Origin of the sequence: Pseudomonas germanica, assembly GCF_019614655.1 — a bacterium.
Taxonomy (GTDB): Bacteria; Pseudomonadota; Gammaproteobacteria; order Pseudomonadales; family Pseudomonadaceae; genus Aquipseudomonas; species Aquipseudomonas neuropathica.
In genome coordinates this window covers 5,804,771-5,828,064 of sequence record NZ_CP071586.1, presented here as the reverse complement: position 1 = coordinate 5,828,064, position 23,294 = coordinate 5,804,771, and the positions used below count along the sequence as shown (strand labels likewise).

The following is a 23,294-nucleotide window of genomic DNA, read 5'->3' as shown; positions in this document are numbered from 1 at the left end:
GGCCAGAGGTTGTCGATTACTTCGCTTCGTCAGCGTCCACGCCGTTTATCGACCCCTCACGTTCAAGAATCGACATCAGGCCCAAGGCGCAATCATCGCTAGTTTTGCTGGCGATGGACTGTTGCAGGTTCTCGCTCAGCACAGCTTTGAATTTTTTCCCAGGCAGCGTCGCATTCCACCCCAGCAGTGTCTTGACTGCCGGTGCAGGTAATCCGCTGGATTTTTGATAAAGGCTTTCTGCGCTGCCGTCACTCATGATCGCAAAGCCGGTTGGCGTGTCGATGTGGCCGCGGTACAACCGTAGCTTCGATATCGCTTTAGGGTCAGTCAGAAACCAGGTGGTATTGGCGTATTCACCGTTTTCTGGAGGCGAGAGAGTCTGGAGTTGCCCGTCCGAATCAATGCTTGCGATGACACCATCGCCCAAGTGCCCGGCCATGTAGCGACCCTGCGAGTAAGCAACGAACGACAGGGTGCACGCCAGATCGTTGATGTCGCCGCCGTGCTTGGCGGATTTGCGCCTGAATGCGTCCAGACAGCGATTGACCAGACGCTGGGCTGCCTTCGCATGGATTTTTTCCATATTTTGCCAAAGGCTTTCAAAATTCTTGCAGACGTAGGCGAGTGTCGCGGTGACCGCGACCTGGGCGCCAATGTCCGACCGGGCTCTGGAGCCCGCACCGTCAGCCAGGGCTATGCAGGTCACGCCGTTGGACTCTCTTGCCGCGACATAGTCCTGGCAAGGTGTTTGAGTTTTCAGGTGCGAGCGCCCCGCGACCGACGCGAAAGCGGTTTTACAGGTGAAGTCTGGGAGGTCAGACATGGCTCAGACCTGTCCCCAGGCTTCGATGCCTTTGATATCCAGTGGCACTGCGTCACCGGGTGTCGACTGTGAGGCACGGGAAACACTTTTGCTCAGCCAGGCAAAAAACTCGTTGAAGCGCAGGCCTTTGAGGCGCAGTGGCGGGCGTGACGGCGAGAATCGAGCCAGCGATTGTACGTTCGCGGCTTTACCGATTGCGATGGGGAACACGGTCAGTTTGCGTTTGCTGATCATGTCGCTGACGCGAGTGGCTGCTTCGCTAATGTCATCGGTCGGCTCGCCATCCGTCATGAGAACCATCCACGGCTGAAAGTAATCCACGCCAGCCTGTTGATAATCCTCTTTGCGCGCTTCCAGCAAATCCAGAGCGATGCCCACGGCGTGCCCCATCGGAGTCATGCCGGAAGCGACCAGCGGCGGTACGTCCTGACGGCTGATGGAGCCGAAATCCATGACTTTCTGCGCTGTTCCGCCAAAAGTCACGATGCAGATTTCAGCGGCATATTGCGCTATTTCATCGTCCTTGATTGCTTCGAAAAACTGCTGAACGCCCGAGTGCAGTTCTGCAATAGGTTCGCCTTCCATTGATCCGCTGACATCCAGCACGAGGCAGACGGGTACGCGTGTGGTCGGGTTCTCAGCAAGTTCTTCCTGACTGAGGAGATAGTTGTCTGGCATGGAATTGTCCTTGTGGGGTGAGCGTTACAGCCAACGCTTCAAGAGTCGTTTGAACCAGCGCAAAACGATGTTTTGCGGATTGCTCGCGTGCACTGGCAATGGTCGATAGGGTTGCGGTCGAGCGGATGTCGGTTGCTGCGGCGGCCTTGCCGCTGTCGGGCGAGCGGTTGCAGGTGCAGCCGCGGGCGCAGGACGTTTCGGAGCCGGTGCCGCCACTTTGGGAGGCGGAGGCGGCGTTGGGCGAGGCACGATGGGCGCCGGAGGTGGCGCCGCACGCTGGCCGGCCTGCTCGATTTTCTTTTGGCTCTCACTGGCCAGTTTTTTCAGTTTCGCTGTTTTCTGGCAGTCCGAGCATATGGTCGGCTTGCCTGCCGCCTTCATTTTTTCAAACCAGTCCTTGGCCACCTTGTGGGGCTTTTTGCAACTGCCACAGACGTCTTCAACGGGATCTTTGATATGAAACGCGGCAGGAAACAAATCATCGCAATGTTTGCCTTTGCGTAACCCTTCGCCGTACTGAGTCAGCAGTTTTAGCCAGTCATCGATGGGGCGTCGCTGATTGTCTTCGAAAGTATTGCTGAATGCCTGTTTAAGCGGATACGGCAAATGACTCCAGATATGCTGCCAGACGCCCACCGGCGCGACGCTTGCCCGGCCGATGCCGCTGCCCTTTTTGAATCGGTAGGGGAAGTTCATGTTCTTGATGTTGTCGGAAGCCGTTCCGCCACCCTGTTGAGAATAGGGTGGTTTGCCTGGCAGCAGGATCATGAACAGCATGGTGGCGATGGCGAACAGCTCGTGATTTTTTGTGCGCAGGTAGTCGCCATATTTTTCGTCCTGGATTTCCGGCGCGGTGAACGGCACCGTGCCCACTTCGCAGGGGAAATGTCCAATCTGGAAGCTGTCGGTATCGACCATCCAGACCTTGTTGCTGTCTGCCGTCACGAGCAGGTTCATCGGATTGATGTCGCCCACGATGATATTCAGCGAGTGCAGATAGTGCACCTGTTTCAAAAAGGCGGTCGCGACATTCACCAGGTCACGCCGCGTCCATTTCGCGAAGGTCTTCAGCAGTACCTGTTTGACGAATACCGTGCTGTGGAGTGTTCTGCCATCCGCGCGAGGCATGACATAACCCACGAACTCCTTTTGCGCATTGAACACCAGCTCGGTCGGCCAACAAATGCCGGGTTCGGCGATTTTACGCGTCACCATCAGGCTGATTTTCTCGCGGCGCCGGGTCGTGAGTTTTTCAATGTGATAGATCTTGCAGACTTCTGCGTTGCCAGCCACGGCATGGATCGTTCCTTCTCCGCCGGCGCTGATGGCTTTATCCAGGGTCAATTGACGACCGCTCGAGGTGGTCACCACCGAGCCTTGCGCGACACGTTCACCTTGGTTGCGAATAACCATGTCGGCAGTGAGGAGCGGGGTTGCCGGCATGTCGAAAGGCACGATCGGTGCAGGTGCAGGTGCAGGTGCAGGTGCAGGTGCAGGTGCAGGTGCAGGTGCACTTTTAGGTGGTAGCGAGGGTGCCGGTCCGGTCCAGCGCTGGGCTCTGGCCTGCGCGGCTTTGCACTGCGCGAGCTGCGATTCGTCGCATGTCAGTAGCAGCAGATCGTAATGGCGGCACAAGTCGACGACTTCTCCCGACGGGCTTTGCTCCAGTGGCGTGGTCGTGCGTTTGAGCGCGAAGATCGCTTGGCCATTGAACGAGCATTCGGCCAGCAGATCGCCGGGATGCAGCGCTGTACCTTTAGGGAGCGCACGGTGCGGCCGAGACGGTTTGCCGATGAAGTACCGAAAAAAATCCCGTGCGTTGCGGTGGACCTGCTCTTTTCCCTCGGTCAGGGACTGAAGCTTCAGAAGATCGGAATGGGCGATAAAAGGCAAACCATTCCTGGCGCGAATGCGGTTGATAATGTCCGGGTCCAGAAAAAGGACGCTTTTATCGACGAGCACGTGTTCCATAGAGTGGGGCATTGGCTTCCTGCCGTCTTGTTTCAAAATTGGCACGGCGCGAGGATACCCCATCAATTTTGCGCATCACAACCGCAGTGGCACGCCTTGGCATCAGGATCAAAACCATGCAAACCCCGAACACAGCGCTCATCCGCGAAACCTTTCCCGTCGGTCCGCTCCAGTGCAACTGCACCATCATCGGCGACCCGATCACCAAAAAAGCCATCGTCGTCGATCCGGGTGGTAATCCTGACCTGATCATGGCGCGCCTTGATGCCCATGGCCTGAAAGTCGTCAGCATCATTCACACCCACGCGCACCTCGATCACTTTCTCGCTTCCGGGCAGATGAAGGAAAAAACCGGCGCGACCCTGCATTTGCACAAGGAGGACCAATTCCTTTGGGACAACCTCGAAATGCAGTGCCAGATGTTCGGTGTGCCCTACACACCGGTGCCATCGCCAGATCGCTGGTTGAGCGACGATGAGGAACTGGCCTGCGGTTGCGGTGTTGCCCTGCACACGCCGGGACATACACCCGGTTCCATGAGCTTTTGGTTTTCCGAGGCTAAGCTGTTGATAGCCGGCGACACGTTGTTTCGTCGCGGGGTAGGGCGCACGGATTTATGGGGCGGCGATCAGGCGACCATCGTGCGTTCGATCAAGCAGCGGCTATATACGCTGGACGAGGACGCGACCGTGGTGACCGGTCACGGGCCGGATACGCGTCTGGGTGATGAAATGCGCGAAAACCCGTTTGTGCGCGCCTGAATATTTTGTCACGAGTGCTCCGCGGAATTTTTGTGCATTGTCATGATCCAACGCCCGCACAGGTCCATTACTTAGTGGCCGCTGCACCACAGAATGCAAAAAAAGTAGGAGCTCTCCATGTTCACCACGCGTCGTTTGATTATTGTCGCTACTGCCGTGGCCTTGCTGTCCGGCTGCGCCTCGCCTAACCCGTATGACAATCAGGGCCAGGCCGACGGTGGCTCGCAAGGCATGAGCAAAACCGCCAAATACGGCGGCCTCGGTGCACTCGCCGGCGCACTGGCCGGTGCCGCCATCGGTCACGACAACCGCGGCAAAGGTGCCTTGATCGGTGCGGCGGTGGTGGGTGCGTCCGCCGCCGGTTACGGTTATTACGCCGACCAGCAAGAAAAGAAACTGCGCGCGAGCATGGCCAACACTGGCGTTGAAGTGCAGCGCCAAGGCGATCAGATCAAGCTGATCATGCCGGGCAACATTACGTTCGCCACTGATTCGGCGAACATCGCGCCAAGCTTCTACCAGCCGCTGAACAACCTCGCGGGCTCGTTGAAAGAGTTCAACCAGAACCAGATCGAGATCGTTGGCTATACCGACAGCACCGGTAGCCGCCAGCACAACATGGACCTGTCCCAGCGTCGTGCGCAGAGCGTGGCGACCTACCTGACCTCGCAAGGTGTCAGCGGTGCCAACCTCTCCGCCCGTGGTGCCGGCCCGGATAACCCGGTTGCCAGTAACGGTGACGTGAATGGCCGGGCGCAGAACCGTCGCGTTGAAGTCAACCTGAAGGCGATTCCGGGTCAGCAGTATGGTGGTCAGCAGCAACAGCAGCCGGGTACGGTTCAGCAGTATCCGTAAGCGCTTGCCCGAATGAAGAAATGCCCGGTCCTGTGATCGGGCATTTTTTTGTCTGGCCTGTTATGGCCTCATCGCGAGCAGGCTCACTCCCACATTTGAAATGCATTCCCCTGTGGGAGCGAGCCTGCTCGCGAAGGGGCCGCTACAAACACCGAAGATTACAGACACAAAAAAGCCCCCGGGACACATCACTGTCCGGGGGCTTTTTGTTTTCAGCGAAGGCTGATTACTTCTTCAGACCATAGTGCTCATCGAGCATGCCCGGCGAGTTCGGGGTCTTCGGTGCGTAGTCTCGCGGTGGCTCCTGATCGCGCGGTGGCGTCAGGCGTTCACGTGGCGTGACTGCCGCGTCAGCGTGCAGGGCAGCGATCAGGCGCTGGCGGGTCTGCTCGTCCAGGGCCAGACGATTGGCACCCTCGGCGAGATGATCCTGCACTTCCTGATAGCTCTGGGTCAGCTTCTTGACCAGCATCGCGGTGCTGTTGAAGTGGGTGACCACTTCGTTTTGATAACTGTCGAAACGCTCCTGGATATCATCCAGTTGACGCTGCGTACGGCTCGGCGCGGCGTTCGGCGCAACGCGCGCGATCAGGAATCCAATGGCGACACCCACAACCAGGGCAAGAGTCGGTAACAACCAAACTAAGAGCGAGTGTTCCACGAGTCCTTCCTCTATAAACGGCTTTGCTTTACGTTAACGGCTCGAACCTGCGCTGTATACCGCGATTCACTCGCAATAGATTGGCACAGACAATTTGCTAGACGAGTCGACCCGATTCGAGGTCACGGAGTTCCTTCCTTGCTGATGCGTGAAACCCCTGTAGTGATTGATGGCCCAGTCGGCCAAATCGAAGCTTTGTACCTCGACAACGAGCAGCCGCGCGGCATCGCGCTGATCTGCCATCCGAATCCGGTGCAGGGCGGCACCATGCTCAACAAGGTCGTCTCGACCCTGCAGCGCACCGCGCGCGACGCGGGCCTGATCACCTTGCGCTTCAACTATCGCGGCGTTGGTGCCAGCGAAGGTTCCCACGACATGGGCACCGGCGAGGTCGACGATGCTCAGGCTGCCGCTGCATGGCTGCGCGAGAAACACCCGGATCTGCCACTGACCCTGTTCGGTTTCTCCTTCGGCGGATTTGTTGCAGCAAGTCTCGGCGGTCGTCTCGAAGCCCAAGGCGTGCAGCTCAAGCACCTGTTCATGGTCGCCCCGGCGGTGATGCGCTTGGGCGAGCAGGATCAACTGCCGCAACAGGGCGAACTCACGGTGATCCAGCCGGAAACCGACGAAGTCATCGATCCGCAACTGGTCTACGCCTGGTCGGAAAAACTCCAGCGCCCCCATGAGCTGCTGAAAGTGGCAGAATGCGGACACTTTTTTCATGGCAAGTTGACCGATCTCAAGGATCTGATCCTGCCGCGTCTCTCGAATTGATTGCAGTCTGACAAGCGATTACCCATGACGAACCGTACCCGTATCCTCACTGGCATCACCACCACCGGCACGCCGCACCTGGGCAACTACGCCGGCGCCATCCGCCCGGCGATCCTCGCCAGCCGCGACAGCAATGCCGATTCGTTCTATTTCCTGGCCGACTACCACGCCTTGATCAAATGCGATGACCCGCTGCGCATCCAGCGCTCGCGTCTGGAAATCGCTGCGACCTGGCTGGCCGGTGGCCTCGATGTCGACCGCGTGACCTTCTACCGTCAGTCCGACATCCCGGAAATCCCTGAACTGACCTGGCTGCTGACCTGCGTCGCGGCCAAGGGCCTGCTTAACCGTGCGCACGCTTACAAGGCTTCGGTGGACAAGAACGTCGAAACCGGTGAAGACCCGGACGCCGGCATCACCATGGGCCTCTACAGCTACCCGGTGTTGATGGCCGCAGACATCCTGATGTTCAACGCGCACAAGGTGCCGGTCGGTCGTGACCAGATCCAGCACGTGGAAATGGCCCGCGACATCGGCCAGCGTTTCAACCATCTGTTTGGTCAGGGCAAAGAGTTCTTCACCATGCCCGAAGCATTGATTGAAGAAAGCGTGGCGACGTTGCCAGGCCTCGACGGTCGCAAGATGTCGAAGAGCTATGACAACACCATCCCGTTGTTCTCCAGCGCCAAAGAGATGAAGGACGCGATTTCGCGGATCGTCACGGACTCCAAAGCGCCAGGCGAAGCCAAGGATCCGGACAACTCGCACCTGTTCACCCTGTTCCAGGCCTTCGCCACACCGGCGCAGGCTGATGAGTTCCGCAGCGAACTGCTCGGTGGTCTGGGTTGGGGCGAGGCGAAGAACCGTCTGTTCCAGTTGCTCGACAACGATCTCGGCGAAGCGCGCGACAAGTATCACCAGTTGATCGAGCGCCCGGCAGACCTGGAAGACATCCTGCAAATCGGCGCCAAGAAAGCCCGTGCCGTGGCAACGCCGTTCCTCAATGAACTGCGTGAAGCCGTGGGCCTGCGTTCCTTCGTCAATCAGGTGCAAGTCGCCGCGACCACGAAGAAGAAAGCCGCGAAAGCCGCGCGTTTCGTCAGTTTCCGTGAAGACGACGGTAGTTTCCGTTTCCGTCTGCTGGCAGCCGATGGCGAGCAACTGCTGCTATCGCGCAACTTCGCCGACGGCAAAGCCGCAGGCCAGGTGACCAAACAGCTGCAATCCGGCCAGCCGCTGGACGTGCGCAGCGAAGACCTGAGCTTCAGCGTCTGGCTGGAGGGCGAGTGCGTTGGCGACAGCCCGGCATTCGCTGACACTGCTGCGCGAGATGCGGCCATCGAGGCTCTGCGCGTCGCGCTGACCCCGGTTCAGGACTAATCGGCGGCACGGTCCGACCAAGGGCCGATTGCCATTCCCACGGGCCGTCGCTACAGTGACGGCCCGTTTTTGTTGCCTTGCTAACGAATTATGACGCCCCTAGAACGATACCAAGCTGATCTGAAACGCCCGGACTTCTTCCATGACGCCGCGCAGGAAACTGCCGTGCGTCATTTGCAGCGTCTGTACGAGGATCTGATCGCCGCCGATCAGAACAAGCCGGGTCTGCTGAGCAAACTGTTCGGCAAAAAGGATCAGACGCCGGTCAAGGGCCTGTATTTCTGGGGCGGCGTGGGTCGCGGCAAGACTTACCTGGTCGACACCTTCTTCGAAGCACTGCCTTTCAAGGAAAAGACCCGCACTCACTTCCACCGCTTCATGAAGCGTGTGCACGAAGAAATGAAAACCCTCGGCGGCGAGAAAAACCCGCTGACCATCATCGCCAAGCGCTTTGCGACTGAGTCGCGGGTGATCTGCTTCGATGAGTTCTTCGTCTCCGACATCACCGACGCGATGATCCTCGGCACGCTGATGGAAGAACTGTTCAAGAACGGCGTGACCCTGGTCGCGACCTCGAACATCGTTCCGGACGGCCTGTACAAGGACGGTCTGCAACGTGCGCGTTTCCTGCCGGCGATTGCGCTGATCAAGCAGAATACCGAGATCGTCAACGTCGACAGCGGCGTCGACTACCGTCTGCGTCACCTCGAACAAGCCGAGCTGTTCCACTATCCGCTCGACGAAGCTGCTCACGAAAGCCTGCGCAAGAGCTTCCGCGCGCTGACGCCGGAGTGCACCGCCGCAGTCGAGAACGATGTGCTGATCATCGAAAACCGCGAGATCCGTGCGTTGCGCACATGTGACGACGTGGCGTGGTTCGATTTCCGTGAACTGTGCGACGGCCCGCGTAGCCAGAACGACTACATCGAACTGGGCAAGATCTTCCACGCCGTGCTGCTCAGCGGTGTCGAGCAGATGAGCGTCACCACTGACGACATTGCGCGCCGCTTCATCAACATGGTCGACGAGTTCTACGACCGTAACGTGAAGCTGATCATTTCGGCTGAAGTCGAGTTGAAGGATCTGTACACCGGCGGCCGCTTGAATTTTGAATTCCAGCGCACGCTGAGTCGTCTGCTGGAGATGCAATCGCACGAATTCCTGTCACGGGCGCACAAGCCTTAAGCAGAATCGCGAAACAAAAAAGGGCCTGCAATTGCAGGCCCTTTTTTATGCGCTGAAGCAAAATTCGAGCGGACTGCGATTCCTGTGGGAGCTGGCTTGCCAGCGATGGCGTCGTGTCAGGTGATATTTATTTCACTGACAAACCGCTATCGCTGGCAAGCCAGCTCCCACAGGTTTTGTATTTGCTTCGGGGGGCTATGCAGCCTGCTGAAACTGCTGTCGATACTGATTCGGCGACAGCTCGGTGTGCTGACGGAACAGCCGCGCAAAGAAGCTCGCATCATCGTAACCGACCTCATAACTGATGGTCTTGATGCTCTTGCGGCTGCCGGACAGCAGGCCCTTGGCGGTTTCGATACGCAGGCGTTGCAGGTAATGCAGTGGCTTGTCACCGGTGGCGGTCTGGAAGCGGCGCATGAAGTTGCGGATGCTCATGCCGTGCTCGCGGGCGACGTCTTCGAAGCGGAACTTGTCGGCGAAATGCTCTTCAAGCCAGTGCTGGATCTGCAGGATGATCACGTCCTGGTGCAGCTTCTGCCCACCGAAACCGATGCGTCCTGGCGCATAGCTGCGCTGCACTTCATAGAGAATGTCGCGGGCCACGGCTTGCGCGACATTGGCCCCACAGAAACGCTCGATCAAGTAGATGTAAAGGTCGCAGGCTGACGTGGTACCGCCGGCGCAATACAAGTTGTCGGCATCGGTCAGGTGCTTGTCCTGATTGAGATAGACCTTGGGAAAGCGCTCGGCGAAAGCATTGAAGAAACGCCAGTAGGTGGTCGCTTCCTTGCCGTTGAGCAGGCCGGCCTCGGCCAGCCAGAACACCCCGGTGGCTTCACCGCACAACACCGCGCCACGGGCGTGCTGTTCACGCAGCCAGGGCAACACTTGCGGATAACGGCCGCACAACGTGTCGAAATCGTCCCAGAACGCCGGGAGGATAATGACGTCGGCGTTTTCCAGGCCACCGTCGACCGGCATTACCACGTCACTGAAGCTGTTCACCGGTTTGCCGTCGGGGCTGACCAAGCGTGTTTCGAACGCTGGAGTCAGGCCGTGGCCCAGTTGTTTGCCATAACGCAGGCTGGCCAGATGGAAGAAATCCTTGGCTTGCATGAGAGTGGAGGCGAAAACCCGGTCGATTGCCAGGATGCTGACGCGCCGCAAGGGCGTGGAGACTTGCTTGGACATAATTCAACTTTTGTTTTGTTTTTATAAGGGAAAGTGGTCACCAGACGGCTGGATCGTCTTATTTTTTGTCGGATGTGTCCAGTGTCCTGTGTCAGAGGGGAGGCTTAGTCTCTGAAGGCCATCTCCCTCCAACAACAAAGAAAGGTGCCGCATGATCCCCAGAACCTTGTTCAGCTCCGAGCACGAATTGTTTCGCGACAGCGTCCGCACCTTCCTCGAAAAAGAGGCGGTGCCGTTCCATGCGCAATGGGAGAAACAAGGCCATATCGACCGCAAACTCTGGAACAAGGCCGGGGAGGCGGGGATGCTCTGCTCGCACCTGCCGGAAGAATACGGCGGCCTGGGGGCGGACTTTCTCTACAGTGCGGTGGTGATCGAGGAGGTCGGGCGACTGGGCCTGACCGGCATCGGCTTCTCGCTGCATTCGGACATTGTCGCGCCGTACATCCTGCATTACGGCAGCGAGGCGCTGAAGCACAAATACCTGCCGAAACTGGTTTCGGGCGAGATGGTCACGGCCATCGCCATGACCGAGCCGGGGGCGGGTTCCGATCTGCAAGGTGTGAAGACCACCGCTGTGCTGGACGGTGACGAATATGTGATCAACGGTTCGAAAACCTTCATTACCAACGGCTTTCTCGCGGATCTGGTGATCGTGGTGGCCAAGACCGATCCAAAGGCCGGCGCCAAGGGCACCAGCCTGTTTCTGGTGGAAGCGGGTACGCCGGGTTTCGATAAGGGCAAGCGCCTCGAGAAGGTTGGTATGAAGGCGCAGGACACGTCGGAATTGTTTTTCCAGGACGTGCGCGTGCCGAAAGAAAACCTGCTGGGGCAGGCCGGGGCCGGGTTCGCTTATCTGATGCAGGAGTTGCCGCAAGAACGTCTGACGGTGGCGATCGGTGGCCTGGCTTCAGCTGAAGCGGCGTTGCAATGGACGCTTGATTACACCCGCGATCGCAAGGCGTTCGGCAAAGCCATTGCCGACTTCCAGAACACCCGCTTCAAGCTGGCCGAGATGGCAACTGAAATTCAGATCGGCCGAGTGTTCGTCGATAAATGTCTGGAGCTGCACCTGCAAGGCAAGCTCGACGTGCCGACGGCGGCGATGGCGAAATACTGGGGCACCGATCTGCAATGCAAGGTGCTCGACGAGTGCGTGCAGTTGCATGGCGGTTACGGCTTCATGTGGGAGTACCCGGTGGCCCGGGCGTGGGCGGATGCGCGGGTGCAGCGGATCTATGCCGGCACCAATGAAATCATGAAGGAGATCATTGCGCGGTCGCTTTGATGATCGTTCCCACGCTCTGCGTGGGAATGCCGCCGGGGACGCTCCGCGTTCCGCTTTGGTGGTGATCTGATCGGCCTCTTCGCGAGCAGGCTCGCTCCCACAGGGGATCACCGTACCTGTGGGAGCGAGCCTGCTCGCGAAGCTTTTAGCGGTAAATCAAGGCGCTGGGTTCGGGTGATCCTTGTGAATCGCCTCGATCCCTGTCAGCACTTCATCGGAAAGCTTCAGATCAAAACTGGCAATGTTGCTGTCCAGTTGCTCAAGCGTCGTCGCGCCAATGATGTTACTCGTGACGAATGGTTGCTGAGTGACGAACGCCAATGCCATCTGCGTCGGGTCCAGACCGTGCTCCCGGGCCAGCGCGACATAACGGCTGCACGCTGCTTCCGACTGCGCATTGAAATAGCGGCTGAAGCGACTGTAGAGGCTCAGGCGACCTTTCGGCGGACGAGCGCCACCTTCGTACTTACCTGACAGGAAACCAAACGCCAGCGGCGAATAGGCGAGCAGGCCGCACTGTTCGCGTATGGCGATTTCCGCCAGGCCCACTTCAAAACTGCGGTTGAGCAGGTTGTAGGGGTTCTGGATCGACACCGCGCGCGGCCAGCCACGCGCTTCGGCCAAGGCCAGAAAACGCATGGTGCCCCACGGGGTTTCGTTGGACAGGCCGATGTGGCGGATCTTGCCGGCCTTCACTTGCTCGTCGAGTGCTTCGAGAGTGTCTTCGAGCGGGGTCAGGTTGGCTTCGATCTTGTGCTTGTAACCCAGTTGTCCGAAAAAGTTGGTGCTGCGTTCCGGCCAGTGCAATTGATACAGGTCGATGTAATCGGTCTGCAGGCGCTCGAGGCTGGCGTCCACCGCTGCGGTGATGTGCTGGCGGTTATGGCGCAGGTTTTTGTCGCGGATGTAGTCGATGGTGTTGCCGGGGCCGGCGATCTTGCTGGCGAGGATCCAGTCGGCGCGGTCGCCGCGACTTTTGAAGTAATTGCCGATATAGCGCTCGGTGGTGGCGTAGGTTTCGGCTTTCGGCGGCACCGGGTACATCTCGGCGGTGTCGATGAAATTGATCCCGGCTTCTTTGGCCCGTTCAATCTGCGCGAAGGCTTCAGCTTCAGTGTTTTGCTCGCCCCAGGTCATGGTGCCGAGGCAGATTGCACTCACGTTCAGGTCGGTACGGCCTAGCTGGCGATAGTCCATCGGGTGCTCCTTGGGCAAAACAATCATAAAAGCAGGTTGAAATATTTTTCGCAATCTGCATAATTGCCGACCTCTTTCTGCAGTGGAAGTGATGCGCCGCCGCCGAAGAATCTTGCCGTTGAACGGACGCGCCGACCCGAGCCCCCGAAAGCGTCTGTATCCGGCTGCCTTTGACTTGTCAAAGTACGCACTATTCAGTAAGATCCGCCGTCTAATTTACAGGGCGGCCCCTGAGGCTATAAAGAATGAAAACTTTTACTGCTAAACCGGAAACAGTAAAGCGCGACTGGTTTGTCGTCGACGCTGCTGGTCAGACCCTGGGTCGTCTGGCCACCGAAATCGCGAGCCGTCTGCGTGGCAAGCACAAGCCTGAGTACACTCCTCACGTTGACACCGGCGACTACATCGTCGTCATCAACGCCGAGCAGATTCGTGTTACCGGTGCTAAAACCACTGACAAAATGTACTACTCCCACTCCGGTTTCCCGGGCGGCATCAAGTCGATCAACTTTGAAAAGCTGATCGCTAAAGCCCCTGAGCGCGTGATCGAGACCGCGGTTAAAGGCATGCTGCCTAAAAACCCACTGGGTCGCGACATGTACCGTAAGCTGAAAGTCTATGCGGGCGCTGCACACCCACATACTGCTCAGCAGCCCCAAGAACTGAAGTTTTAACGGAATAGTACATTATGTCGGCGACTCAAAATTACGGCACTGGCCGTCGCAAGACCGCAACCGCACGCGTTTTCCTGCGTCCGGGTACTGGTAACATCTCCATCAACAACCGTTCGCTGGAAAACTTCTTCGGCCGTGAAACTGCCCGCATGGTAGTTCGCCAGCCGCTGGAGCTGACTGAGACTGTCGAGAAGTTCGACATCTACGTCACCGTGATCGGCGGTGGTGTAAGTGGTCAAGCTGGCGCAATCCGCCACGGCATCACTCGCGCTCTGATGGACTACGACGAAACCCTGCGTGGCGCTCTGCGCAAAGCTGGCTTCGTTACTCGCGACGCCCGTGAAGTTGAACGTAAGAAAGTTGGTCTGCGTAAAGCGCGTAAGCGTCCGCAGTACTCGAAGCGTTAATTCCGCTTCCGCGTTCAAAAAGAACGCCCGCCTCCTCACGGAAGCGGGCGTTTTTTTATGCCTGTGATTTATCAAAGAATTGCGCTGCGACAACTTGCCACTTCCGTAGACCCCCTATACTGCAAGGCTTGAGGGTAAGAGCTCCGGGTAATTCCCTTGTCAGAATTGGGGCTTTTCATTACCATTCGGCAAAATTTTTATAAGTAACATTGATTTATTTAGTAGATGCCTGATTTAACAGGCCACAAAAGCTGATGGGAGAGGACTGAATGAGCAATGACGGCGTGAATGCAGGCCGGCGTCGCTTCTTGGTAGCAGCCACATCCGTGGTGGGTGCTGCAGGAGCGGTGGGGGCTGCGGTCCCGTTCGTGGGGTCATGGTTTCCCAGTGCCAAGGCGAAAGCCGCCGGTGCACCGGTGAAAGTGAATGTCAGCAAAATCGAGCCAGGACAGCAGATGATTGCTGAATGGCGCGGCCAGCCGGTGTTCATTGTCCGCCGTACTGCGGAAATCCTGGGGAATCTCAAGAAGATCGAGGGCCAGCTCTCCGATCCAACCTCCAAAAACTCCACGCAACCCACCTATGTCGACCCTGAAGTGCGTTCGATCAAGCCGGAAATTCTGCTGCTGATCGGGATCTGCACGCACCTGGGTTGCTCACCAACTTTCCGTCCCGAAGTGGCACCTGCGGATCTCGGCAAAGACTGGGTCGGTGGCTATTTCTGCCCTTGCCACGGCTCCCACTACGATCTGGCTGGCCGCGTCTACAAGTCGCAACCTGCGCCTTTGAACCTGCCAGTTCCCCCGCATTCCTATGAGACCGATGACCTGATTGTCATCGGCGTCGATACGGAGAAAGCGTGATGAGCAAGTTCATGGATTGGGTTGATGCGCGCTTTCCTGCGACCAAAATGTGGGAAGACCATCTCAGCAAGTATTACGCTCCAAAAAACTTCAACTTCTTCTATTTCTTCGGCTCTCTGGCGCTGCTGGTGCTGGTCAACCAGCTCGTCACCGGCGTCTGGCTGACGATGAGCTACACGCCATCGGCAGAAGAGGCTTTTGCGTCTGTCGAAGGCATCATGCGTGACGTCAATCACGGCTCGATTTTGCGTCTGCTGCACGCTGTCGGCGCTTCGATGTTCTTCATCGTGGTGTATCTGCACATGTTCCGCGGCCTGCTTTACGGCTCGTACCAGAAACCGCGCGAGCTGGTCTGGGTCTTCGGCATGCTGATTTATCTGGCGCTGATGGCTGAAGCGTTCATGGGTTACCTGCTGCCATGGGGTCAGATGTCCTACTGGGGTGCCCAGGTGATCATCTCGCTGTTCGGTGCGATTCCGGTGATCGGCAACGACCTGACGCAGTGGATTCGTGGTGACTATCTGATCTCCGGAATCACCCTGAACCGCTTCTTCGCCTTGCATGTCGTGGCTCTGCCGATCGTGATTCTCGGTCTGGTGGTGCTGCACATTCTGGCGTTGCACGAAGTCGGTTCGAACAACCCTGACGGCGTCGACATCAAGAAGCACAAAGATGAAAACGGCATCCCGCTGGACGGCATTGCTTTCCACCCGTACTACACCGTGAAAGACATTGTCGGTGTCGTTGTGTTCCTGTTTATCTTCTGCTTTATTGTGTTCTTCTTCCCGGAAATGGGTGGCTATTTCCTCGAAAAACCAAACTTCGAGCCGGCCAACCCGTTCAAGACGCCGGAGCATATCGCGCCGGTCTGGTACTTCACGCCGTTCTACGCGATCCTGCGAGCAATCCCTGACAAACTCATGGGCGTTATTGCCATGGGCGCTTCAATTGCTTTCCTGTTTGTCCTGCCGTGGCTCGATCGCAGTCCGGTCAAATCCATGCGCTATAAAGGCTGGATGAGCAAAGTCTGGCTCGTCATATTCTGCGTTTGCTTTGTGCTGCTTGGCTGGACTGGCGTGAAAGCTCCGACGCCGTCTCTGACGTTGCTGTCGCAGGTCTGCACCTTCCTGTACTTCGCGTACTTCATCCTGATGCCGTTCTACACCAGGCTCGAGAAGACCAAACCGGTTCCGGAAAGGGTGACTGGCTGATGAAAAAGTTATTTTTTGCTCTGATTTTTGCTGCTCTGCCTGTTCTGTCCTTCGCCGCTGAACACGGTGGTCCGGAGCTGGAAAAGGTCGACATCGACGTTTCCGACAACGCTGCGCTGCAGGATGGCGCACGTACCTTTGCCAACTATTGCATGGGTTGCCACAGTGCCAAGTTCCAGCGTTACGAGCGGGTGGCCGATGATTTGGGCATTCCTCACGAAATGATGCTGGAGAAACTGGTGTTCACTGGCGCCAAGATTGGCGATCACATGAACATCGGCATGCAGCCGGCAGACGCCAAGACCTGGTTTGGTGCCGCACCACCGGATCTGACCCTGGTCGCTCGCGTACGCGGCACCGACTGGCTCTACGGTTACCTGAAGTCGTTCTACGAAGATCCTGCACGTCCATGGGGCGTGAACAACAAGGTCTTCCCGAACGTCGGCATGCCTAACGTGCTGGTCGGCCTGCAAGGTCGTCAGGTCGTGGGTTGCAAACAGGTGCAGATCGTCGAAGACGGCAAGAAGCAATATGATCCGCTGACCGGTACGCCTCTGACTCATGAAGCGTGTGATCAACTGACCATCGTGCCGAAATCCGGTGCTCTGAACGAAGAGCAGTTCGATGAGAAGGTCAAGAATCTGGTAACCTTCCTGGCTTACTCGGCTAACCCGGTTAAGCTGCAACATCAGCGCATCGGTACTTATGTCTTGCTGTACCTGGCGTTCTTCTTTGTGTTCGCCTACCTGCTCAAGCGTGAATACTGGAAAGACGTGCACTGATACGCTTCAAGCATTGCTGTTAATCGCGCGCGCCCAAGGGCGCCTCCGATAGCGCAACGTCTGGTTTGCCAGGTGTTGCGGGAGGCGCCCTCTGGGCGCGCGCGTTTTTCCGGTTCCGACAAATTCAACAAGCGAGGAGGATCGCCATGGGCGTGACCAATCGGTTGGCCTGTTACTCCGACCCCGCCGACCACTATTCCCACCGAGTGCGCATTGTGCTTGCAGAGAAGGGTGTCAGCGCCGAGATCATTTATGTGGAAGCTGGTCGCCAGCCGCCTAAACTGATTGAGGTAAACCCTTACGGCAGTCTGCCGACGCTGGTCGATCGTGACCTGGCGTTGTGGGAGTCGACCGTGGTGATGGAATATCTGGATGAGCGTTACCCGCACCCGCCGTTGATGCCGGTTTATCCGGTGGCGCGTGCCAACAGCCGTTTGCTGATTCATCGAATTCAGCGCGACTGGTGTGGTCTGGTGGATCTTATTCTGGATCCCAAGTCCAAGGAGGCGGCGCGTGTCGTGGCGCGCAAGGAATTGCGTGAAAGCCTGACGGGCGTGTCGCCGCTGTTTGCCGACAAGCCGTTTTTCCTCAGTGAGGAACAAAGTCTGGTGGATTGCTGCCTATTGCCAATACTCTGGCGTTTGCCGATTCTGGGTATTGAACTGCCGCGGCCAGCCAAGCCGCTGCTTGATTATATGGAGCGCTCGTTTGCGCGTGAGGCATTCCAGGCGAGTCTGTCTGGTGTCGAACGCGATATGCGCTAAGGCTTAAGGAGCCGCTATGAACTCCAGTCGACCTTATCTGGTCCGCGCGCTCTACGAGTGGATTGTTGATAACGATTGCACCCCGCACATGCTGGTCAATTCCGAGTACCCGGCAGTGCAGGTGCCGCAGGGTTTCGCCAGCGACGGGCAGATTGTCCTGAACATCTCGCCGAGTGCTGTGCGTCATCTGCACATGGACAACGACGTGGTGACCTTCGAAGGTCGCTTCGGTGGTGTCCCGCACAGTCTGTACGTGCCGATCAGCGCGATCCTGGGGATCTACGCCCGGGAGAATGGTCAGGGCATGGTGTTCGATCTCGAGTCGCCAATGGATGACGAAGAAGAGATCGAGTCGGATGACGACTTGCCGCCACCGGACAGTGAACCGCCGCGCCCTAGCGGCCGGCCAAGCCTGAAAGTGGTGAAGTAATAAAAAAGGCGATCCAGATGGATCGCCTTTTTTATTACATGGGGTTGTGCGTCAGTCGATGTATTCGAACAGCTTGACGATCTTCTGCACGCCGGAAACGCCCTGAACCAGATTAGTTGCCTGAGTGGCTTCCTGTTTGGTCAGCAGGCCCAGCAGATAGACGATGCCGTTTTCGGTCACGACCTTGATGCGTGAGCCAGGAATGCTGGCGTCGGTAAGCATCTGCGTCTTGATCTTGGAGGTCAGCCAGGTGTCATTCTGGCGAGCCAGGAAGCCGGACGGCGGTATGACCTGCAGTTCGTTATGAACAGTTTTTACCCGTTGCACGGCGGCTGCCGCTTGCTCGGCTTTGGCTTTCAAATCTGCGCGAGGCGTTTGACCGGCCAGCAAGACAACACCGTTGAAACTGGTGACGACGATGTGCGAGTCGTTGTCCAGTGCCGGGTCGGCCTTGGCCACGTTCACACCGACTTTGGTTTCGATCAACGAGTCATCGATCTTGCTACCGAAGGTGCGCGTGCCACGGTCGTCGTCGATCGGTGCTTCACGGCTGGCGTTCACCACTGAGGTGCAGCCACTGATGCCGAGGCACAGGGTCAAGGCCAGAAGGCCAAGGCGATTAGGGGTCATTCTTCACTCCCGAACAGTTGGCTGTCGATCAGATCGCAGAGGCAATGGATCGCCAGCAAGTGGACTTCTTGAATACGTGCAGTGACATTGGCCGGTACGCGAATCTCGACGTCCTCGGGCAGCAGCAGTGACGCCATGCCGCCACCATCGCGTCCGGTCATAGCTACGACAATCATTTCGCGATCATGTGCGGCCTGGATCGCTTGAATAATGTTCGCCGAGTTGCCGCTGGTCGAAATCGCCAGCAGGACATCGCCTGGCTGACCGAGCGCGCGGATCTGTTTGGAGAACACTTCGTTGTAGCTGTAGTCGTTGGCGATCGAGGTGATCGTCGAGGTGTCGGTGGTCAGGGCGATGGCCGGCAGGCTCGGGCGCTCGCGTTCAAAGCGGTTGAGCAGCTCGGAAGAGAAATGCTGGGCATCGCCGGCCGAGCCGCCATTGCCGCAAGAAAGCATTTTGCCTTCGTTGAGCAGGGCATTGACCATGATCTGGCTGGCTTGCTCGATGTGCGGTGCAAGTACGTCCATCGCCTGTTGCTTGGTGTCGATACTGGCCTGGAAAAGCTGGCGAATTCGGGATTGCATGTCCATCTGTGTGACCTTAAGTAGCGCGGCTGTCCGGCACATGAATGTGCAGCCCGCAAAGCAAAGAGCAAAATTTGTCGGTGGGATTGTCCGGGTCGCAACGCCGGCGATCAACTGTCGAAAGCATTCTGCAACCAGTTCAGCTGACTCGGATGGCTGTCGATGGCCACCACGTCGAAGCGGCAAGGGGAATTGGCCCAGCGCGATTCGCGCTGAAGAAAATACTGTGCAGCGAAAATCAGTTTCTGCTGCTTGCGCCTATCAATGCTAGCGAGCGCGCCACCCCATTGAGTGTTTTTTCTGTAGCGAACTTCAACGAATACTACTGTATCGCCATCAAGCATGACCAGATCAAGCTCGCCGCGTTTGCATAACCAGTTCTGCGCCAGCAGGCGCAGACCTTGTTGTTGCAGATGCTCGAGCGCCTGGCGCTCGGCATCCTTGCCGCTTTGCGAGCGTGACCTGTCAGGCATCAGCGCGGGGTATCCGGCAGGCGCTGCACCTGGCCGCTGACGAACTGTGCCCAGGGCAACTGGCGCACAACGCGTTGGGTCTGGGTCATGCCGAGGCTGCCCGACTCACCGTCGATGCGGCTGTCTGGCAGGGCCTTGAGTTGACCCAGGCGCGGAGCCAGGCGATAGGCATCCACACCCATCGCGTACAGGCGACCGAGGCTGCCGGCGGCTTGCGGCCACTGCGCAACCACTTGCTGACGCAGTGGGTCGCTGGTGTCCAACAGCCATGGGGTTTCGCAGAAGCGAATGCCGTTCATGTCGTTGTACTGGTTGACGTCGCCACTGGCGCTGTAAACGTGCGACGTCGCGTACACCGGAACGTCACCAGCGTACTGGAAGTTCAGGGTTGGCTTGATCTGCTGCGCCTGTTGCGGGGTCGCGGCGAGGAAGATGAATTCGATGTCCTGACGACGCGAAGGCTGCGCGGCTACGTTGGTGCCGGCGGCATTTTGCAGGCTCTTGGCGCGGGCTTCGCTTTGACGCAGCTGGAACATGTCGGCTATCTGCTGGGCCAGTTGCACAGGCTGATCAACCCGTTCAGTGGCGACGATGCTGCCACCGTTGGCCTGCCAGTCCTGGCTGAAAGCACGCAGTACACGGTCGCCCCATTCGCCTTTCGGCACCATGATCGCGGCGCGGTGCAGGCCATCGGCACGGGCGCGGCGCGATACTTCGCGGGCTTCGTCTTCAGCCGCCAGGCCAAACTGGAACAATTGCGCCGGGCCTTGATCACCTTCGCTGTAGTTCAGCGCGAGGGTGGTGATCGGCAGTTGCGGGCGAGTGCTCAACTGTTTGACCAGTGGTTTTTCCAACGGGCCAACGACCAGTTGCACGCCGTCAGCCTGAGCCTTGCGGTAGAACTCGTCCATCGAAGTCAGCTTGGAACTGTCGTAGAACTCGATCGCTGGCGGCTTTTGCCCGGCCTGTTGAGCCTGGTAGTGCGCAGCCATGAAACCTTCACGCAGTGCCTTGCCGACAGCGGCCAACTGGCCGTCCTGTGGCAGCAGCAGGGCGATCTTGCTCAGGGGCTGGCTGGCCAGTTCCTTGAGTTTGGTCAGTGGCAACGGCAGGTTGATGGCGGCCGGATGCTTTGGATTTTGCGCGCGCCAGGTGTCGATCGCCGCTTGCTGCTGTTCCAGGGTGCCAGCGGATTTCACTGCCATGGCCAGCCCCATCCAGCCGCCGAGATCGTCGGTGCTGTTCGGTTGCAGTTGATCAGTTGGCAGCGAGCCGATCAGGGTCCAGATCGCTTCGTGGTTCTTGCTCGCGGCGTCGCCTTGCAGCATCGGCGCGATGAACACGCGCTCGCGGGCAGCGGCCAGGGTCTGGCCATCGGCCTCAAGGGCGCGGGCATGTACGGTGCCGGTGCGCACTTGCTGCTCTTCAGGCATCTCGCCCAAGTGCTGCAGGCTTGGATGGCTCAGGGCAGTCAGCGCGGCTTTCGGCTGATTGCGGGTCATGGCCAGTTCAGCATTCAGCGTGCTGGCGAAAATCTGCTGGCCTGGCTTCAGTTGCTCCATTGGCACTTGTTGAAGGATCTGCGCGGACTGTCCGGCGTTACCCTGACGGTAAGCCAGATCCGCAGCGCTCAGGCGCAGCAGGGCGGCTTTTTCCGGGGTTTTCGCCTGGCTAGCCTGTTCGAGCAGTTGCTCGATGCTGGCATCCGGGGTCCGTGGAAGTTCGCCAAGGCTGGAGGAAGGGGAGCTGGCGCAAGCCGCCAACAAGGCAGCGAGGCAGAGGGCAGTGAACAGCCGCAGGCAAGCGATCATGTAAGTGTTCCTGATACTCGATCAAATTAGCGTCGAATTGTACCCAAGCACTGGCCGGGGCGCGATGTTACTGGCGTGAATCGGACGATTTAGCTGAAGTAAATGTTGCAGTGCTGCATAACCACGGACAAAACCGTGGTGGCTCGAAGCGCGTCGCAAGCCTCGTGTCGCGCTACAATGGCCGCTTTTACCGATCACGAGGTGTGCGCTTTGACTGCTCCAGGTTCCCTGAATTCCGCTGCTGGCTCGCTTTATGTGGTGGCGACGCCCATCGGCAACCTGGACGACATCAGCGCCCGGGCCCTGAAGATCCTCCGCGAAGTGGCCTTGATCGCTGCCGAAGACACTCGTCACTCGGCGCGCCTGATGCAACACTTCGGGATCGGCACGCCGCTGGCCGCGTGTCATGAACACAATGAACGAGATGAAGGTAGCCGCTTTATTACCCGCTTGCTGGCGGGTGATAACGTCGCGTTGATTTCCGATGCGGGAACGCCGCTGATTTCCGATCCGGGGTATCACCTAGTGCGTCAGGCCCGCGCGGCCGGGATCAATGTCGTGCCAGTGCCGGGCGCCTGTGCCCTTATCGCTGCGCTGTCGGCGGCCGGTCTGCCGTCTGACCGTTTCATCTTCGAAGGTTTTCTGCCGGCCAAGTCGGTCGGACGCAAGGCGCGACTGGAAGCGGTTAAAGAAGAGCCGCGTACGTTGATTTTCTACGAGGCCCCGCACCGCATTCTTGAATGTCTGCAGGATATGGAAGCCGTGTTTGGCGGTGAGCGCCAGGCATTGCTCGCCCGCGAGATCACCAAGACCTTCGAAACGCTCAAAGGTCTGCCATTGGCAGAGTTGCGCGCGTTCGTCGAATCCGATAGCAATCAGCAGCGTGGCGAATGCGTAGTGCTGGTGGCGGGCTGGACGGCACCGGAGTCCGAGGATGCCGTCAGCAGCGAGGCGATGCGTATTCTTGATCTGTTGCTCGAAGAGATGCCGCTCAAGCGTGCCGCCGCGTTGGCAGCACAAATCACAGGCGAGCGCAAAAACGTGCTGTATCAGGTCGCGCTGGAGAAACAGAAAGGCGTGTAGGCCGTCACCCATAGCGGTCTTGAGGCTTTTAGCGCTTGTTCTTCGGGCGCTCTGCCGTTAACCTTCGCGGCGGAGAGTCGATCGGACAGTCGCTGCCCTCTATGAAAATTAGGGGGGGGAGGAAAGTCCGGGCTCCATAGGGCGAAGTGCCAGGTAATGCCTGGGAGGCGTGAGCCTACGGAAAGTGCCACAGAAAATAACCGCCTAAGCGCTTCGGCGCCGGTAAGGGTGAAAAGGTGCGGTAAGAGCGCACCGCACGTCTGGCAACAGTTCGTGGCTAGGTAAACCCCACTTGGAGCAAGACCAAATAGGGTCTCAAGGCGTGGCCCGCGCTGGGACCGGGTAGGTTGCTAAAGATGTCCAGTGATGGCCATCGTAGACGAATGACTGTTCAAGACAGAACCCGGCTTACAGATCGACTCTCCACCTTTTTCTTTCCCTGCTTGAATCATTGGCAACAGGGCTGTGTAATATCAGCAGGCCTGCTCTGAAAGTCCGGCAGCGGCAAACGCAGTAATAGCCATTTCCCACCTTGCTTCAATCAACAGCAGAAGCGCTTTTGTAATACCGAAAAAATCTTACTCTTAACAAATTACTTTAACTTTCGAGCGCAGCTTTCAGTGCTGCATCAAGTTATTGGTCAAAAGTATCCGTCAGATTCTCGTTGCACCTCCTTTTATGCTCCTAAATCTCCGTTCTGTAAGGGTTTTCCTTTAATCCGCGCCTTGACGGTGTGGTGGGCGCATTCCTATAGTGTGCGCAAGTGGCGGAAAGTGGCATGAAGTGGGTTTTTTGAGCTCAAAACGATAAAAATTGGA

The 23,294-nt window shown here is 58.0% G+C and carries 24 protein-coding genes and 1 other RNA gene; 15 read left to right on the top strand and 10 right to left on the bottom strand.

Annotated features, from left to right (window positions below; all coding sequences use genetic code 11):
* Positions 1-16: 16 nt before the first annotated feature.
* Genes J0G10_RS25755 through J0G10_RS25745 form a run of 3 tightly spaced genes read right to left on the bottom strand, consistent with a single transcriptional unit; the run spans position 17 to position 3,472 of the window.
* The gene (locus tag J0G10_RS25755) at positions 17-823 is read right to left on the bottom strand and encodes a PP2C family serine/threonine-protein phosphatase (RefSeq protein WP_220556977.1); all 807 of its coding nucleotides are present in this window, start codon (positions 821-823) and stop codon (positions 17-19) included.
* Between the two features lie 3 nt (positions 824-826).
* The gene (locus J0G10_RS25750; protein ID WP_095050638.1) at positions 827-1,501 is read right to left on the bottom strand and encodes a vWA domain-containing protein; all 675 of its coding nucleotides are present in this window, start codon (positions 1,499-1,501) and stop codon (positions 827-829) included.
* A 24-nt stretch (positions 1,502-1,525) separates the two neighbouring features.
* A complete protein-coding gene (locus J0G10_RS25745) occupies positions 1,526-3,472 on the bottom strand; it encodes a protein kinase domain-containing protein (RefSeq protein WP_220556976.1) in 1,947 nt (648 codons plus the stop codon).
* 116 nt (positions 3,473-3,588) lie between these two features.
* Here J0G10_RS25745 and J0G10_RS25740 point away from each other — a divergent pair, with 116 nt between their 5' ends.
* Together J0G10_RS25740 and J0G10_RS25735 are read left to right on the top strand one after the other, a co-directional pair.
* Positions 3,589-4,233: an MBL fold metallo-hydrolase gene (locus J0G10_RS25740; RefSeq protein WP_220556975.1), complete on the top strand. Its 645-nt coding sequence runs from the start codon at positions 3,589-3,591 to the stop codon at positions 4,231-4,233.
* Positions 4,234-4,350: 117 nt separating this feature from the next.
* Positions 4,351-5,088, top strand: coding sequence for an OmpA family protein (locus tag J0G10_RS25735; protein ID WP_095050641.1), 738 nt, complete (start codon positions 4,351-4,353; stop codon positions 5,086-5,088).
* A 226-nt stretch (positions 5,089-5,314) separates the two neighbouring features.
* On the opposite strand, the gene J0G10_RS25730 is transcribed toward J0G10_RS25735, so the two are convergent.
* A complete protein-coding gene (locus tag J0G10_RS25730) occupies positions 5,315-5,749 on the bottom strand; it encodes a Z-ring associated ZapG family protein (RefSeq protein ID WP_095050642.1) in 435 nt (144 codons plus the stop codon).
* A 144-nt stretch (positions 5,750-5,893) separates the two neighbouring features.
* Between J0G10_RS25730 and J0G10_RS25725 the strand changes: the two genes are divergently transcribed.
* From J0G10_RS25725 to zapE, 3 genes are all read left to right on the top strand, one after another.
* The gene (locus J0G10_RS25725) at positions 5,894-6,523 is read left to right on the top strand and encodes an alpha/beta hydrolase (protein WP_220558896.1); all 630 of its coding nucleotides are present in this window, start codon (positions 5,894-5,896) and stop codon (positions 6,521-6,523) included.
* Between the two features lie 24 nt (positions 6,524-6,547).
* The gene (locus tag J0G10_RS25720; protein ID WP_095050643.1) at positions 6,548-7,903 is read left to right on the top strand and encodes a tryptophan--tRNA ligase; all 1,356 of its coding nucleotides are present in this window, start codon (positions 6,548-6,550) and stop codon (positions 7,901-7,903) included.
* Between the two features lie 90 nt (positions 7,904-7,993).
* Positions 7,994-9,088, top strand: coding sequence for a cell division protein ZapE (gene zapE / locus J0G10_RS25715; protein ID WP_095050644.1), 1,095 nt, complete (start codon positions 7,994-7,996; stop codon positions 9,086-9,088).
* Positions 9,089-9,283: 195 nt separating this feature from the next.
* Here zapE and J0G10_RS25710 read toward each other — a convergent pair whose 3' ends face one another.
* The gene (locus tag J0G10_RS25710; RefSeq protein ID WP_175555647.1) at positions 9,284-10,180 is read right to left on the bottom strand and encodes a GlxA family transcriptional regulator; all 897 of its coding nucleotides are present in this window, start codon (positions 10,178-10,180) and stop codon (positions 9,284-9,286) included.
* 250 nt (positions 10,181-10,430) lie between these two features.
* Between J0G10_RS25710 and J0G10_RS25705 the strand changes: the two genes are divergently transcribed.
* Entirely contained in the window at positions 10,431-11,567 is a 1,137-nt protein-coding gene (locus tag J0G10_RS25705) for an acyl-CoA dehydrogenase family protein (protein ID WP_095050645.1), read from the top strand.
* 156 nt (positions 11,568-11,723) lie between these two features.
* Here J0G10_RS25705 and J0G10_RS25700 read toward each other — a convergent pair whose 3' ends face one another.
* On the bottom strand, positions 11,724-12,764 hold the full coding sequence (locus tag J0G10_RS25700; RefSeq protein WP_220556974.1) for an NADP(H)-dependent aldo-keto reductase: 1,041 nt from the start codon (positions 12,762-12,764) through the stop codon (positions 11,724-11,726).
* A 245-nt stretch (positions 12,765-13,009) separates the two neighbouring features.
* On the opposite strand from J0G10_RS25700, the gene rplM reads away from it, so the two are divergent.
* The 7 genes from rplM (at position 13,010) to J0G10_RS25665 (ending at position 17,895) form a co-directional block, all read left to right on the top strand.
* Positions 13,010-13,438, top strand: coding sequence for a 50S ribosomal protein L13 (gene rplM, locus J0G10_RS25695; protein WP_007917032.1), 429 nt, complete (start codon positions 13,010-13,012; stop codon positions 13,436-13,438).
* Positions 13,439-13,452: 14 nt separating this feature from the next.
* Entirely contained in the window at positions 13,453-13,845 is a 393-nt protein-coding gene (gene rpsI / locus J0G10_RS25690; RefSeq protein WP_008080273.1) for a 30S ribosomal protein S9, read from the top strand.
* 269 nt (positions 13,846-14,114) lie between these two features.
* Positions 14,115-14,708, top strand: coding sequence for a ubiquinol-cytochrome c reductase iron-sulfur subunit (gene petA, locus J0G10_RS25685; RefSeq protein WP_003228055.1), 594 nt, complete (start codon positions 14,115-14,117; stop codon positions 14,706-14,708).
* Positions 14,708-15,919, top strand: a complete 1,212-nt coding sequence (locus tag J0G10_RS25680; protein ID WP_093430693.1) for a cytochrome b — start codon at positions 14,708-14,710, stop codon at positions 15,917-15,919. Before petA ends, J0G10_RS25680 begins: the two co-directional genes overlap by 1 nt.
* Positions 15,919-16,701, top strand: coding sequence for a cytochrome c1 (locus J0G10_RS25675; RefSeq protein ID WP_095050646.1), 783 nt, complete (start codon positions 15,919-15,921; stop codon positions 16,699-16,701). The genes J0G10_RS25680 and J0G10_RS25675 overlap by 1 nt, the downstream gene beginning before the upstream one ends.
* Before the next feature lie 146 nt (positions 16,702-16,847).
* Positions 16,848-17,465 carry a glutathione S-transferase N-terminal domain-containing protein gene (locus J0G10_RS25670; protein WP_007917025.1) on the top strand — a complete coding sequence of 206 codons (618 nt, stop codon included), beginning with the start codon at positions 16,848-16,850 and terminating at the stop codon, positions 17,463-17,465.
* A 16-nt stretch (positions 17,466-17,481) separates the two neighbouring features.
* On the top strand, positions 17,482-17,895 hold the full coding sequence (locus J0G10_RS25665; protein WP_007917024.1) for a ClpXP protease specificity-enhancing factor: 414 nt from the start codon (positions 17,482-17,484) through the stop codon (positions 17,893-17,895).
* Between the two features lie 51 nt (positions 17,896-17,946).
* On the opposite strand, the gene J0G10_RS25660 is transcribed toward J0G10_RS25665, so the two are convergent.
* The 4 genes from J0G10_RS25660 to J0G10_RS25645 form a co-directional block, all read right to left on the bottom strand.
* Complete coding sequence (locus J0G10_RS25660; protein ID WP_007917023.1) at positions 17,947-18,525, bottom strand: BON domain-containing protein; 579 nt, start codon at positions 18,523-18,525, stop codon at positions 17,947-17,949.
* Positions 18,522-19,115, bottom strand: coding sequence for a phosphoheptose isomerase (locus J0G10_RS25655; RefSeq protein WP_007917022.1), 594 nt, complete (start codon positions 19,113-19,115; stop codon positions 18,522-18,524). Before J0G10_RS25655 ends, J0G10_RS25660 begins: the two co-directional genes overlap by 4 nt.
* A gap of 104 nt (positions 19,116-19,219) precedes the next feature.
* A complete protein-coding gene (locus tag J0G10_RS25650) occupies positions 19,220-19,582 on the bottom strand; it encodes a YraN family protein (RefSeq protein WP_220556973.1) in 363 nt (120 codons plus the stop codon).
* Positions 19,582-21,393 (bottom strand): penicillin-binding protein activator, encoded by a 1,812-nt coding sequence (locus J0G10_RS25645; RefSeq protein ID WP_095050648.1) that lies wholly within the window; start codon positions 21,391-21,393, stop codon positions 19,582-19,584. Before J0G10_RS25645 ends, J0G10_RS25650 begins: the two co-directional genes overlap by 1 nt.
* 177 nt (positions 21,394-21,570) lie before the next feature.
* On the opposite strand from J0G10_RS25645, the gene rsmI reads away from it, so the two are divergent.
* Together rsmI and rnpB are read left to right on the top strand one after the other, a co-directional pair.
* Entirely contained in the window at positions 21,571-22,476 is a 906-nt protein-coding gene (rsmI, locus tag J0G10_RS25640; RefSeq protein ID WP_093430688.1) for a 16S rRNA (cytidine(1402)-2'-O)-methyltransferase, read from the top strand.
* A 73-nt stretch (positions 22,477-22,549) separates the two neighbouring features.
* Positions 22,550-22,903, top strand: an RNA gene (gene rnpB / locus J0G10_RS25635) — RNase P RNA component class A.
* Positions 22,904-23,294: the final 391 nt, after the last annotated feature.